Consider the following 14,582-nt stretch of genomic DNA (forward strand, 5'->3'; position numbering starts at 1 on the left):
AAACTCACATTTTCAAGATTAAATAACTGTATCAAAGCCATCTGATTTAGGTAGAGAACCTGCTTTTTTCATAAGCACTTCCCATAAGTGTACGGATGTCTTCCATTCTGCTGCAGCCTGCCCCTGTTGATACATAGCGTTCTCATAACTGGCAGTAAGTTGTTGCATATCGGCCGATTTGTAAAGTGTATCGATATGGAGAGCGTATTCTCGGAATGTTTGACTTTCACCCCGTGGTATGCCAATTCTCGCAAATTGTTTTAAAAGTGCACCGTAAGCTTTTTGATAAACAGCATCATCTTTTCGGTATCTATAGAAATGAATAATAAGAAATGTCATCCATTTCATTCTAGTGATGAAGAGAATGTATCCCATAATACTAATTAGTATCGTAGAGAGGAATACGTACCACCAAGAAAAACTAGTTTTAGAATTTGTGACCTTTTTAGTAGAAGCTTCTTCTGTATGTTCTATTAAACTTTTAAGTTTTGCTTCATTATTTCGTTGGTGTATTTGCTCGTTATTAGAATTATTTGCTTCGCTATTTTGTGAAATAGGAGCAGGCGTATTATTTATAAAATTATAGGGATTGGTAAATCCTTTTGTTGGTTCGAATGGAATCCATCCGTATCCTGGGAAATATACTTCGACCCAAGAGTGTGCGTTATCGTTCGTGATTGTATAAACATCCGCACCTTCTGCAGAGGCAAGTGTATTGTCAAGAGTTCCTTCTGTATAGCCTTTTACCCAGCGAGCAGGAATCCCGGCAGAACGAAGTAGTACAATCATAGACGTCGAAAAATTATTACAGTAGCCGCTTTTTGTATCGAAAAGGAATTGATCTACATAATCTTGGCTTTTGGCAGGAAATAAGACATTCGTTGATTCGTATGTAAAAGAGTTGTCTGTGAAGTAATTTTCAATAGCTAATACTTTATCATATCGGTTGTCTTTATCATTTGTAAGATTGGCAGCCAAGTCTTTTACGCGCTGTGGTAATGACTCGGGAAGTTGTGTGTACTTTGTCATAAAATAAGGATTTGTTTCTTGACCTTCATTTGTTTTTACAGCTTTCAAGTTTTCTATGGAAAACTCAGGGATCTCATATGTTACTTTATACGAATGTAAAGTAGTAGAAGAGTCTCCATTTATTGTATAAATTTTTTCTGAAAACGAGTTAACACTGTATGATACATCAGAAGAAGCCTCAACTGATACTAATCCTGCTGGATAGGTAAGGTGAGGATAACTTTTTAGCATGGTAATTGTTGCCTCAGTCGTTTCCGTTTTTGTATTTTGTTCGTACCAGCTTACGACGTCGTTTTTATTTTTAAAAGAAACCTTTTTCGGATTTTCAGAAATTTCCCAGCCTTTTCCTGTATAAAAATCTTTTGTTTCTACTCGCCAATATTGTTTGTTTTGCGTTCGTGCTGTGAAAACAATTGTAGGATCCGCCTTAAAAGGACCACCTAATCGCGAGTCATCTAAACCATACCCAATTGTAGAAACTTTTTGTTCTTTACTTGCTTCAGATGTGTTGAATTTTAAAAAATCCATTGGGTTTGGCCATTGAGGGCCAAATTTTGGAGCAAAGTATGCGATGGTTGCTAATAATACAATAAATATTGTAAGTGGTCTAAGTAATTTTGAGATTTCCCTAGCATAATTTTGTAAGTGTTCGCGCTCTTTTATTCGTTCTACTTGAAGAAGACTAAGCATAAAAAAGCCGATGACAACAGTACGAATAATAGCGTAGTTTGCATTGTATAAATGTAAGTTATGAAAAGTTGCGATATAAATAATAGTCAATACAAGAAATAAAAACCCACGTTTTTTATGAATAATCCAAAATGAAGTGAAAGAACTCAAAAACCAAAATGAGAGAAAAAATAAAACCGTCGGAAAAACTGGAGAAATATCTAGTAAATTCCCTTGGAAAAATAGGGAGGAATTTCGAGACATATCAGAAAAGAGTGTTGTTAGCCAAGATGGATTTATAAAAGCATTTTTATAATATAGGGAATGAATGATAAATAGGACTGTGACAATTTTTATTGGAATCTGCCACCTCGTTTGAAAAAAAGAGAGAGCGAAGCAAATTCCTATAAATGTTACGAAAATATCTAATCTACCTACATTTGTAATACCTATAAGAGGTCTTATCCATTCTAGTAAAAGAAGAAATACACATGCATGCATGAAGAATTTGTTCGTATCCCACTTGTATTTTGCTTGTAATGTTATCATTTGCTCACCTCAAAAAACACGTTTGTATACCGGTTTTCATAAACCGTGTTTACAAATATTTGTCGTTTTTTTAGAGTTTCTAATATACTGAGTTCTCGGTGTGAAAGTTGATTCGCTTTTTCTTTCACGACAAAAATCATACATTTTCTATTTCTTATAGCAGCACAATCAGCCGCCTTTTGAATATCGGGAGAAAGATTACTTGTCACGAGTATAACCGTGACGGGCTCATAAATTTTTCTTAGTTCTATTTCTACACTCTGGGAGAGCGGGAATACACTGTCTGCTTGTACTTTTGCTAAATGACAAAGGATTTGTTGTAACTGCGTATCTCCATTATCTAAAGGGAAAATAGTTTGTTCTTTTCCGATAGACACGAATGATGCTGGTGAATTTTGTTTCAAGACAGCCCTTACGATAGAGGCAGTAAATGTGACGACTGATTCGAATAGAGGAGACTCGGTTCTGTCTATGAATATCATGATATTATGGCTGCGCTGTTGTTCAAACTCTTTTGTCATAATATTGTTTGTTCGTGCAGTTGCTTTCCAATCAATCCATGAAAAGCGATCTCCAGGTTTATAGTCTCTGACACCGACAGAGATTGTAGAGTCTTTTGCAGAATTTATATTTGCTGAAAGCGCTCCTTGTTCGAAATGATTTTCCAATTGTCGATACGCTATATCTACATACTGGGGATAGACTAAAAATGTATCTGGAACTGAAAAAGTTACTTCTTTCTCCATCATGCCGAATAAATCGCCAGTTTTGACACGAACGCTTGAAAAAGTGTGCTCGCCTCTAGGGATTGTGTCAATAACATATTGAAACGAAATATTTCGTTTCAATCCTGGGAAGAGTACTACCTTATTCATCTTTGTTTGTTTACAACTTATAAATTGTGGTGGCAGTTCATCTTCTATAACTAAATAAAGTAAGGGAAAAGGAAATTTTCTTTTTATTGTAATCGTGCTTACAAATTGTTCTCCTACTACATATCCATTTTGGTTTGTTGTTCGTTTTACTTCAGCGTCCCGTAAAGCGTAGAAGGGGAGTAGTAGTGAATAAAGAGCAATGGGAATTGTGCTGTAAAATAAAAACCAACTTACAAACCCTCCTTGAAACATAGCGTACACAAATGTTAAGACTAGGCATAAAGGGAGTAGCAATAACTTCATAACGTGATATAGCGCTCGCAGCATTTGTTTCATCAAGGGTTCATCGTCCTTTGAGTCGGCACGGTAGTTCGTGCAACGATTTTTGCGATAACTTGTTCTCCTGTTATCCCTTCAAATTTTGCTTCCATTTTTAGAATGAGCCTATGCGCTAAAACGTAAGGAGCTAAAAATTTAACATCGTCTGGAATAACATAATTTCTGCCATGGATAAATGCATAAGCTTGTGAAGCTTTCATTAAAGCAATTGAGCCACGTGGACTTGCTCCTAGCTGTATAGAGCTATACGTACGAGTCTGATTAACAAGCTTTACAATGTAATGCTTAATTGCTTTGTCCATACTTACTACCCGTACGCTTTGTTGTAAATAAAGTAATTCTTCTATTGTAGTAATGGCCTGTAATTGAGAGAGTGGATTTGTTTTTTCCATCCGGTTTAAAATTTCAAATTCTTCTTCTGGTGTAGGATATCCCATTTTTAGTTTCAATAAGAAACGATCGAGCTGAGCTTCTGGTAGAGAATATGTTCCTTCATATTCGACCGGATTTTGTGTAGCCATGACAAAGAACGGCTTTGGTAAAGGCCTTGTAATGCCATCTATTGTAATATTGCCTTCTTCCATACATTCAAGTAAAGCAGATTGTGTCTTAGGAGATGTACGATTAATTTCATCAGCAAGTACAAAATTCCCCATAATTGGTCCAGGCTTGAACTCAAATTGGAGCTCTTTCGGATTATAAATAGAAACTCCTGTTACATCTGATGGCAGTAAATCAGGTGTAAATTGAATTCGCTTGTAATCCGCATCAATGGATTTAGAAAGAGCACGTACTAGCATTGTTTTGCCGACACCAGGAACATCTTCTAATAGCACATGACCTTCAGCTAAGAGAGCTGTCAAAGCTAAGATTGTTTCTTTTCGTTTTCCGACCATTATTTTTTCAATATTATTGATTATTTTTTCTACAGTGGGATGTAATGAATCAAGCTGGGGCATCGTAATCCTCCTAATTTTATTATCGTTTTCTAATCTATTTAGTGGACAAATTTATAATTATATTTGCAGGTAGTAAAAATTTTGTCATTAATTCTAAGAATATTCAGAATATTTATTTCGATTACATCTAGTATAATTGTTTCCGTAACTAAGGGCAATACAGTAAATAATGATTTGTAGTTTTATGTAAAATATGTCTGGATATAAAATAGTATTGTTAAAGAAAAAATTCCTTATATACAATTTCTAAACTCTTTCTTATGGCAGTTTTGAAATAATATCAAAACTCTTTTTTATATATTTATAAAGAAAAACGTAGGAATTTCTCCTGCGTTTTTCTTTTGCAAAATAGTCGATACCTCAAAATACCATTCTCCTAATAATCACGATTAATCATAACCCTTCAAAACGGAATAAAAGATTTTCTCACAAACTTATTTTCTACTGAATTTTTGACAATCTCTTGAACTGTGCGAAATGTCACATCTGTATTTTACAACCTCTCTTATAGTAAGGGTATGTAAGAGAGACGTATTAAAGGAGTGAACAGTATGAAGAAGAAACCTTCAGCACTAATGAGACGTTTAAAATATTTTTCACCAATAGATCGTTATAACGATAATCATACTCAAGAAACATATGAAGATCGTGAATGGGAGAATGTGTACAGAAAGCGTTGGCAGCATGATAAAGTAATTCGTTCTACACATGGTGTGAACTGTACTGGTTCATGTAGCTGGAATATATATGTGAAAGATGGAATCGTAACTTGGGAAGGACAGGAGCTTAACTATCCAACTACAGGTCCAGATATGCCTGATTTTGAACCACGAGGATGTCCGCGTGGAGCGAGTTTTTCTTGGTATATTTATAGTCCACTTCGTGTGAAATATCCGTATGTACGTGGTGTTCTTTGGAGTATGTGGCAAGAGGAATTACAAAATAACAAGTCACCACTAGATGCTTGGAAAAGCATTGTGGAAAACCCTGAAAAAGCACGCAAGTATAAGCAGGCACGTGGTAAAGGGGGATTCATTCGTGCGAATTGGGATGAAGTGTTACAACTTGTTTCTGCTTCATTACTCTACACAGTAATGAAATACGGTCCAGACCGAAATGTTGGTTTTTCACCAATTCCAGCTATGTCGATGTTAAGTCATGCTGCTGGTAGTCGTTTTATGCAACTTATGGGCGGGCCAATGCTTAGTTTCTATGATTGGTACGCAGATTTACCACCAGCTTCTCCTCAAATTTGGGGCGATCAAACAGATGTACCAGAAAGTAGTGACTGGTATAACTCTGGTTACATTATGACATGGGGTTCAAATGTACCGATGACGAGAACACCAGATGCTCACTTTTTAGCAGAGGTTCGATATAAAGGAACGAAAGTCGTTTCTGTCAGTCCTGACTTCGCTGAATCTACAAAGTTTGCCGATGATTGGATTAGTGTAAAACAAGGTACAGATGGTGCACTTGCGATGGCAATGGGGCATGTGATCTTACAAGAGTTTTACGTAGATAATCAAGTGGAATATTTCACAAAGTATGCGAAGCAATATACTGATTTTCCTTTCTTTGTCACATTGAAACAAAAAGGAGATCAATTCGTTGCTGATCGTTTCTTAAACGCTTCTGATATTGGACGCGAAACGAAGTTAGGAGAATGGAAGCCTGTTCTTTGGAACGAGAATACGAATGATTTTGCAACACCTCAAGGCACAATGGGCTCACGTTGGGATAACGAAAAGAAATGGAACTTGCGTTTAGAAGATGAAGAAACAGGTGAAAAGATTGACCCACGTCTTTCTTTACTTGGAATGGAAGAATCGATTGGAACTGTACAAATTCCGTACTTCTCTGATGATGGAAACAAAGTATTAGAACGTACAATTCCAGTGAAAAAGGTTATGACAGAAGAAGGCGAAGTGTTCGTTACAACTGTATACGACTTAACGTTAGCAAATTACGGCGTGAACCGAGGGCTTGGCGGACAAGAGCCGAAAGACTTCAATGATGATGTACCGTTTACACCTGCATGGCAAGAGAAAATGACAGGAGTGAAACGAGAACTAATTATTCAAATCGCTCGTGAGTTCGCACAAAATGCCGTTGATACAAATGGTCGCTCGATGATTATTGTTGGAGCTGGTATTAACCATTGGTTTAATTCTGATACGATTTATCGCGCAGTTTTAAATCTTGTTCTTCTAGTTGGAGCACAAGGAGTAAACGGCGGGGGATGGGCGCATTATGTTGGGCAAGAAAAATTACGACCAGCAGAAGGATGGCAAACAATCGCGATGGCAAAAGATTGGCAAGGGCCACCGAAATTACAAAATGGTACATCTTTCTTCTATTTCGTAACAGATCAATGGCGCTATGAAGATACACCGGTTGGACATCTAGCATCACCAGTAGAAGGCAACTCTCGTTATCAACATCACGGTGATTACAACGTATTAGCGGCACGACTTGGCTGGCTACCTTCGTATCCGACATTCGAGAAAAATGGGATTGAATTATATAAAGAAGCTGTTGCTGCTGGTGCAACAACGCAAGAAGAAATCGGAAAATATGTTGCACAAAGATTAAAAGAAAAAGAACTAAAATTTGCGATTGAAGATCCAGATAACAAAAACAACTTCCCGCGCAACTTATTCGTATGGCGTGCGAACTTAATTTCAAGTTCTGGTAAAGGACACGAATATTTCTTAAAACATTTATTAGGTACAACAAACGGGTTAATGAATGACGATAGTGATTCATTACGACCAGAAGAAATTAAATGGCATGAAGAAGCACCAGAAGGGAAGTTAGATTTACTTATTAACTTAGATTTCCGTATGGCTGGAACAGCGCTTTATTCTGATATCGTCTTACCTGCTTCAACTTGGTACGAAAAACATGATTTAAGTAGTACAGATATGCATCCATTTGTGCATCCATTTAATCCAGCAATCGGTTCACCGTGGGAAGCGCGCTCTGACTGGGATATTTTCACTTCACTTTCTAAAGCTGTGTCAGATTTAGCGAAGAAAATTGATCTTGAACCAATGAAAGAAGTTGTTGCAACGCCACTTCTTCACGATACACCGCAAGAATTAGCGCAACCACTTGGCAAGATTAAAGATTGGAGCAAAGGTGAGTGTGAGCCAATACCAGGTAAAACAATGCCACAAATTCATGTTGTTGAAAGAGATTATAAAACAATTTATGACAAAATGACTTCGTTAGGACCAAATGCGGGAAAACAACCGATTGGTACGAAAGGGATTTCTTGGTCCGCAGAAAAAGAGTATGAGCAATTAAAGAGTCGATTAGGAGTTGTTCGAACGGATTCTATTGCAAAAGGTTGCCCAGACATAAAAGAAGCAATCAATGCTGCTGAAGCGGTATTAACACTTTCTTCTACAACAAATGGTCATATGGCTGTAAAAGCATGGGAAGCACTTGAAAAACAAACGGATTTAAAATTACGTGATTTAGCAGAAGAACGTGAAGAAGAATGCTTCACATTTGAACAAATTACAGCGCAGCCAAAAACAGTAATTACTTCTCCGGCCTTTACAGGTTCTGAAAAAGGTGGACGTCGTTACTCACCGTTTACAACAAATGTGGAACGCCTCATCCCTTGGAGAACAATCACTGGACGACAATCTTTCTACTTAGATCATGACATGATGAAAGAATTTGGTGAAACGATGGCAACGTTTAAACCGATTCTGCAACATAAACCGTTCCGTAAATCACGACCTGAAGTAGAAGGAAAAGAGATTACGTTAAATTATTTAACGCCGCATAATAAGTGGTCCATTCATAGTATGTATTTCGATTCATTACCAATGTTAACGCTGTTTAGAGGTGGTCCAACTGTTTGGATGAATAAAGAGGATGCTGAAGAAGCTGGTGTAGCAGATAATGATTGGATTGAGTGCTTTAATCGTAACGGTGTTGTTGTAGCCCGTGCTGTTGTAACGCATCGTATACCGAGAGGAATGGCGTTTATGCACCATGCACAAGATCGTCACATTAACGTACCTGGTACGAAATTAACAAGTAACCGCGGGGGAACGCATAATAGTCCAACTCGAATTCACGTAAAACCGACACATATGATTGGTGGATATGGTCAATTAAGTTATGGATTTAACTATTACGGTCCGACTGGGAACCAGCGTGACTTAAACGTTGTAATTCGCAAACTGAAGGAGGTAGATTGGCTTGAAGATTAAAGCACAAGTCGGAATGATAATGAATCTAGATAAATGCATCGGCTGCCATACTTGTAGCGTAACGTGCAAAAACACCTGGACAAATCGTCCAGGTGCTGAATATATGTACTTCAATAACGTAGAAACGAAGCCTGGAATTGGTTATCCGAAACAATGGGAAGATCAGGAGAAATATAAAGGCGGTTGGGAATTGAAAAATGGTGAAATTCAGCTGAAATCTGGTTCGAAAATGAAACGTCTTATGAACATTTTCCACAATCCAGATCAACCAACAATTGATGATTATTTTGAACCTTGGAATTATGATTATGAAACGTTAACAAATAGTCCGCAACGTAAGCATCAACCAGTTGCTCGTCCGAAATCAGCAATTACAGGCGAATTTATCGACAAAATTGAATGGGGTCCAAACTGGGAAGATGATTTAGCAGGCGGACATATAACAGGATTGCAAGATCCGAACGTAAAGAAAATGGAAGAAGAAATTAAAACAGATTTTGAAAACGTCTTTATGATGTATTTACCACGCATATGCGAACATTGTATGAATCCCTCGTGCGTATCATCTTGTCCATCTGGTGCGATGTATAAACGTGAAGAAGATGGGATTGTTCTTGTCGATCAAAATGCATGTCGCGCATGGAGATTCTGCGTATCATCTTGTCCATATAAAAAAGTGTATTTTAACTGGCAAACGAATAAAGCTGAAAAATGTACAATGTGTTTCCCACGTATTGAAGCGGGTATGCCAACGATTTGTTCGGAAACATGTGTAGGACGTATTCGGTATATTGGGGTAATGCTATATGACGCTGACAAAGTAAAAGAAGCAGCTTCTGTTGAAGACGAAAAAGATTTATATGAATCTCAGCTTACTGTTTTTCTAGATCCAAATGATCCAGAAGTGGCAGCTGAAGCGAAAAAACAAGGAATTCCTGAAGAATGGATTAAAGCGGCGCAACAATCGCCAATTTATAAAATGATTATCGATTGGAAAATTGCTCTACCTCTTCACCCAGAGTATCGTACAATGCCAATGGTTTGGTATATCCCGCCGCTTAGCCCGATTATGAATATGGTGGAGGGAAAAGGTAGTAACTGGCAAGCAGAAGAGATTTTCCCTGCTATTGATAATATGCGTATTCCAATTCAATATTTAGCGAATTTACTCACTGCGGGGGATGAATCACACATTCGTCTTACATTGAAGAAAATGGCTGTTATGCGAACGCATATGAGAGCACTTCAAATTAATAAAGAGCCAAATGAAGCTGTATTAAAAGAACTTGGTTTAACGAAACAGGATGTAGAAGATATGTATCGTCTTCTTGCTATCGCGAAATATAAAGATCGCTTCGTTATTCCGACATCTCACCGTGAACAAGTGGCAGATTTATATAGCGAACAAGGAAGCTGTGGTTTATCATTCACAGGTGGTCCAGGCTCTTGTATGACAATTTCTTAAATAAAGGGGGCAGAAAATTATGAAACAAAGTTTACAAACAGCTTTTTCTTGTTCTTCTTTTCTTCTCTCCTATCCTGAACTAGGGTGGAGAGAAGCTTTAACTGAATTGCAAGAAGAGGTTGAAACAATAGAACAAGAAGACGTTAAAGCGTCACTTACAGGCTTTATAAAGCAAGCGCTAGATAAAACGAATGATCAATTCATTGATAGTTACGTATATACATTCGATTTTGGGAAGAAAACAAATATGTATCTTACTTATATGAACACTGGTGAACAAAGAGAAAGAGGTATTGAATTACTAGAGTTAAAACAACATTATAAAAAATCAGGTTTTAGCGTAACAGATAAAGAACTACCTGACTATTTACCACTTTTACTTGAGTTTTTTGCAAATGCAAATGAGCAAGACAGTGAACCAATTATGAGTAAATACACGGAAAATATACAAGCATTACATGTTCAATTAAAAGAAGCGGGTAGTATGTATGAACCAATTCTTGCGTCTGTGCTACTCGCTATCGAAACATGGGGTGTACAGACAAATTAGAAAGGAGCGTTGTCAAAATGATGGATCAATTTCTTTGGGTATTGTTTCCCTATATCATTTTTGCGATCTTTATCGGTGGACATATTTTTAGATACAACTATGATCAATTTGGATGGACATCAAAATCTAGTGAACTATTAGAAAAGAAGATGCTCCGGGTCGGAAGTCTATTATTCCACTTTGGGATCATGTTCGTAATTGGCGGCCATGTTATGGGGATTTTAATTCCAGAAGCTGTATATCGTTCAATAGGTATTTCTGAGCATATGTATCATGTAGTAGCAATTAGTTTTGGGCTTCCGGCAGGTATTGCTTCTATTATCGGTTTAATTATATTAACGTACCGCCGTGTAACAGTAAAGCGTATCATTGCAACGAGTACAAAGGGAGATTATATTGCGCTTATTTTATTACTTATCGTAATGCTAGCAGGACTTTCTTCAACATTTTTAAATATAGATTCAAAAGGATTTGATTATCGTACAACGATTGGCCCTTGGTTCCGAAGTCTCTTTATTCTCCAACCGAAAGTTGAATATATGATGGAAGTACCAGTATGGTTTAAAATTCATATTCTTGCAGGAATGGGTTTATTCGCAGTATGGCCATTTACAAGACTTGTACATGTATTTAGTGCCCCAATTAAATATGTAAGCCGTAGTTATGTAATTTACAGAAGACGTATTCCTAATGAGTTGAAAAAATAATACTGCTGTAAACGGATAGGAGCTAATGGTTAAAACGAAACGAGGTCTAATATGGAAGGCCTCGTTTTTGTTTATATAGGGAATAACCGTTAATAAGTAGCTTAAATTGAAAAAAGATTAGCATCTAAATAAGATGCTAATCAATGCTACAAACAGAGGCAGAGCAATCTTCACAAGCAATTTCACATTTTAAAAATTGTAAATCGTGGATTGTAATCTTTCCTTTATGAATAGAAATTGTACCTTGCTTTTTTAATTCATTTAACATTCGATTTACACTTTCACGTGAAGTTGCACAGAAATTAGCAAGTTCTTGATTCGTTAATGGTAAATCGATGAGAATCCCATTTTCTTTTAATACACCGTAACTATTTGTCATTCGTATAAGAGTAGAATACAGGGCACCTTTTTTGCCGTGTAATACTAAATCTCGGAACTTCGTTTGCATTCTTCTTAAATGTTCACTAATCCATTTCATAAATTCAAATACAAGTGCGGGTTTTTGGAGCAATGCTTTTTCTAAGGTTTCACGCTTTATAACCCCTACTTCAACATCTTCAAGGCATTTTGAATTTAATAAATACTTCGCATTGTCCGTGAATAATGTTAATTCTCCAATAATGTCGTATGCCGAACAAATACGGAGTGTTAATTCTTGCCCGTCAGCACTTAATTTACTAATTTGTACTTTTCCTGAGTGGATGATATAGAGCTCTGTTGCCTCCATACCTTCTTGAAAAATAAAACTACCTTTTTTAATTTGCATTTTATATTCAACAGATGCAAGTAATTCTTTTAAATCTTGAGATAATGTCATACTGTTTGCCACAGTGATCACCTTTCTTCTTATAAGCAATACATTTCCTATTTTGAGTGTAAGTATGATGAAAATGCAAGAGCTATTTTAAAAATACATTGAAATTTCAATGACCGTAAGGGGGAAGTGATTTTCAATTTTTAGTTTGAAAAATTCAATAGACAAAGTGGATGAGATTAAAGATGTGAACAAAATTCGAACGGATTTGTGAAGAATTTTTGAATGGGGAAAGTAATGTGAGAAAAGTCACATTGAATATGTAGCTTCTTTTTTATAATGAAGGCAAATAAAAAAATGAAAGCTTACTAAGGATTACAGCAGAAAAGAAGGGATATAGATGCACGAGAACATGAAAGATTCTTTAGAACGGCCACTTCAAGATTTACGTATTTCAGTTATTGATCGTTGTAATTTTAGGTGTACATACTGTATGCCTGCTGAAGTGTTCGGACCTGATTACGCTTTTTTACAGGAAGAGCTTTTATTAACGTTTGATGAAATAGAAAGATTAGCGAGATTATTTATAAGTCTGGGAGTCAATAAAATTAGGCTTACTGGCGGTGAACCGTTATTGCGTAAAGACTTACCGATGTTAATTGCAAGACTTGCAAAGCTAGAAGGCTTAAAAGATATTGGACTCACAACAAACGGTATTCATTTAGCAAAACAAGCAAAGGCGTTAAAAGAAGCGGGATTAAAACGTGTAAATATTAGTTTAGATGCGATAGAGGATTATGTCTTCAAAAAAATTAATGGACGAAATGTAAATACAAAACCTGTACTGAAAGGAATTGAAGCAGCAAAGGCTGCTGGATTAGAAGTAAAGGTAAATATGGTCGTAAAAAAAGGAATGAATGATAGTCAAATTCTTCGTATGGCTCGTTATTTTAAAGAACAAGACATTCAGCTCCGTTTTATAGAGTTTATGGATGTGGGCAGTACAAACGACTGGAACTTTGAACAAGTTATTACGAAGGAACAATTAATAGAGAAGATTAATCGCGTATATCCAGTTGAGCCCGCTCAGCCTCGTTACTTTGGAGAAGTTGCGAAATTGTATCGATATGTAGGGAGCGATGCAGAAGTTGGGTTTATTACTTCAGTATCTGAGTCATTTTGTTCTTCTTGTACGAGAGCTCGTATCTCGGCAGACGGCAAGTTTTTCACGTGTCTATTTGGAACGAAAGGAACGGATTTGCGAACGCTTCTTCGAGGAAATATTTCTGATGCATCACTATTAAAAATTTTACAACATACATGGCGATATAGAACAGATCGATATTCAGATGAAAGAACGGCGGAAAGTACAAATCAACGTCCAAAAGTTGAAATGTCCTACATTGGCGGATAGTGAGAGGAGGATTCCCTATGCAAGAGCGATATGCAAGGCAAATATTGTTTTCTGGAATTGGTGAAATAGGACAAAGAAAAATAAGAGAAAAGCATGTGCTCCTAATTGGTGCAGGTGCATTAGGAGCTGCGAATGCAGAAACACTCGTTAGGATGGGAATTGGGAAATTGACAATCGCTGACCGTGACTACGTGGAATGGAGTAATTTACAGCGGCAACAGTTATACATAGAAGAAGATGCGCAGCAATGCAAACCGAAAGCAATTGCAGCGGCAGAACATGTAAGGAAGATTAATTCTGAAGTAAAAATTGTACCAGTTGTAACGGATGTCACAATGCAAGAAATAGAAGAGTTAACAAAAGAAGTGGATCTCATCATAGATGCGACTGACAATTTCGATACGCGCCTACTTATAAATGACATTTCACAAAAAGAAAATATACCTTGGATATATGGTGGATGCATTGGAAGTTACGGTGTAACGTATACAATTCTTCCTGGGAAAACACCATGTTTTCGCTGTCTAATGGATCATCCTATGGGCGGTGCAACATGCGATACAGCCGGAATCATTCAGCCAGCTGTACAAATGGTCGTTGCTCACCAAGTAACAGAGGCGATGAAAATATTGGTGGATGATTATGAGTCGTTAAGAGGAACGATGTTATCATTTGATATTTGGAACAATCAATATCTTTCATTAAAAGTAAATAGACAGAAAAAAAGTACATGTCCATCTTGTGGGAAATCACGAACGTATCCAAGTCTAGCATTTGAAGCGCAGATGAAAACGGAAGTGCTATGCGGACGGAATACAGTTCAAATCCGTTCAGGAATAAAGAGAGATCTTAATTTAAACGAAATTCAAAAACGATTACAAAAAAGTGTACATGTCCAAAAAACGCCTTACTTACTATCATTTCTAATTGATGAATATCGTTTCGTTTTATTTACAGACGGTAGGGCATTTATTCATGGAACAAATGATGTGAAAATAGCAAAACGATTATACGCAAAATATATAGGATGAACAGAA

At 36.8% G+C, this 14,582-nt stretch carries 10 protein-coding genes; 6 read left to right on the plus strand and 4 right to left on the minus strand.

Annotated elements, in window-relative coordinates; all coding sequences use genetic code 11:
* Nucleotides 1-18: 18 nt before the first annotated feature.
* From ASE54_RS03870 to ASE54_RS03880, 3 genes are read right to left on the minus strand one after another with little or no spacing between them, the layout of a single operon-like run.
* A complete protein-coding gene (locus ASE54_RS03870; protein ID WP_000631744.1) occupies nucleotides 19-2,247 on the minus strand; it encodes a transglutaminaseTgpA domain-containing protein in 2,229 nt (742 codons plus the stop codon).
* A complete protein-coding gene (locus ASE54_RS03875) occupies nucleotides 2,244-3,458 on the minus strand; it encodes a DUF58 domain-containing protein (RefSeq protein WP_000812152.1) in 1,215 nt (404 codons plus the stop codon). The genes ASE54_RS03870 and ASE54_RS03875 overlap by 4 nt, the downstream gene beginning before the upstream one ends.
* On the minus strand, nucleotides 3,458-4,420 hold the full coding sequence (locus tag ASE54_RS03880) for a MoxR family ATPase (protein WP_001135803.1): 963 nt from the start codon (nucleotides 4,418-4,420) through the stop codon (nucleotides 3,458-3,460). The genes ASE54_RS03875 and ASE54_RS03880 overlap by 1 nt, the downstream gene beginning before the upstream one ends.
* Before the next feature lie 551 nt (nucleotides 4,421-4,971).
* Between ASE54_RS03880 and ASE54_RS03885 the strand changes: the two genes are divergently transcribed.
* The 4 genes from ASE54_RS03885 to narI are packed head-to-tail and all read left to right on the plus strand — an operon-like array spanning nucleotide 4,972 to nucleotide 11,377.
* Nucleotides 4,972-8,655 (plus strand): nitrate reductase subunit alpha, encoded by a 3,684-nt coding sequence (locus ASE54_RS03885; protein ID WP_000729100.1) that lies wholly within the window; start codon nucleotides 4,972-4,974, stop codon nucleotides 8,653-8,655.
* A complete protein-coding gene (gene narH / locus ASE54_RS03890) occupies nucleotides 8,645-10,120 on the plus strand; it encodes a nitrate reductase subunit beta (RefSeq protein ID WP_000692656.1) in 1,476 nt (491 codons plus the stop codon). Before ASE54_RS03885 ends, narH begins: the two co-directional genes overlap by 11 nt.
* Nucleotides 10,121-10,139: 19 nt before the next feature.
* Complete coding sequence (narJ, locus tag ASE54_RS03895) at nucleotides 10,140-10,670, plus strand: nitrate reductase molybdenum cofactor assembly chaperone (protein WP_000814226.1); 531 nt, start codon at nucleotides 10,140-10,142, stop codon at nucleotides 10,668-10,670.
* A 17-nt stretch (nucleotides 10,671-10,687) separates the two neighbouring features.
* Nucleotides 10,688-11,377: a respiratory nitrate reductase subunit gamma gene (narI, locus tag ASE54_RS03900; RefSeq protein ID WP_000969224.1), complete on the plus strand. Its 690-nt coding sequence runs from the start codon at nucleotides 10,688-10,690 to the stop codon at nucleotides 11,375-11,377.
* Nucleotides 11,378-11,513: 136 nt separating this feature from the next.
* Here the strand turns inward: narI and ASE54_RS03905 are convergent, their stop codons facing one another.
* Complete coding sequence (locus ASE54_RS03905; protein ID WP_000013863.1) at nucleotides 11,514-12,206, minus strand: Crp/Fnr family transcriptional regulator; 693 nt, start codon at nucleotides 12,204-12,206, stop codon at nucleotides 11,514-11,516.
* Between the two features lie 325 nt (nucleotides 12,207-12,531).
* Between ASE54_RS03905 and moaA the strand changes: the two genes are divergently transcribed.
* Together moaA and ASE54_RS03915 are read left to right on the plus strand one after the other, a co-directional pair.
* Nucleotides 12,532-13,545, plus strand: a complete 1,014-nt coding sequence (moaA, locus tag ASE54_RS03910) for a GTP 3',8-cyclase MoaA (protein ID WP_000545009.1) — start codon at nucleotides 12,532-12,534, stop codon at nucleotides 13,543-13,545.
* Between the two features lie 17 nt (nucleotides 13,546-13,562).
* Nucleotides 13,563-14,576, plus strand: a complete 1,014-nt coding sequence (locus ASE54_RS03915; protein WP_001158062.1) for a molybdopterin-synthase adenylyltransferase MoeB — start codon at nucleotides 13,563-13,565, stop codon at nucleotides 14,574-14,576.
* Nucleotides 14,577-14,582: the final 6 nt, after the last annotated feature.

The sequence above is a fragment of the Bacillus sp. Root131 genome (genome assembly GCF_001429475.1).
GTDB lineage: Bacteria > Bacillota > Bacilli > Bacillales > Bacillaceae_G > Bacillus_A > Bacillus_A thuringiensis_S.

Bases quoted from the DNA above. Each gene is read 5' to 3' on its own strand.
- ASE54_RS03870 (WP_000631744.1), bottom strand. From the start codon at position 2,247: ATGATAACATTACAAGCAAAATACAAGTGGGATACGAACAAATTCTTC.
- ASE54_RS03875 (WP_000812152.1), bottom strand. From the start codon at position 3,458: ATGAAACAAATGCTGCGAGCGCTATATCACGTTATGAAGTTATTGCTA.
- ASE54_RS03880 (WP_001135803.1), bottom strand. From the start codon at position 4,420: ATGCCCCAGCTTGATTCATTACATCCCACTGTAGAAAAAATAATCAAT.
- ASE54_RS03885 (WP_000729100.1), top strand. From the start codon at position 4,972: ATGAAGAAGAAACCTTCAGCACTAATGAGACGTTTAAAATATTTTTCA.
- narJ (WP_000814226.1), top strand. From the start codon at position 10,140: ATGAAACAAAGTTTACAAACAGCTTTTTCTTGTTCTTCTTTTCTTCTC.
- narI (WP_000969224.1), top strand. From the start codon at position 10,688: ATGATGGATCAATTTCTTTGGGTATTGTTTCCCTATATCATTTTTGCG.
- moaA (WP_000545009.1), top strand. From the start codon at position 12,532: ATGCACGAGAACATGAAAGATTCTTTAGAACGGCCACTTCAAGATTTA.
- ASE54_RS03915 (WP_001158062.1), top strand. From the start codon at position 13,563: ATGCAAGAGCGATATGCAAGGCAAATATTGTTTTCTGGAATTGGTGAA.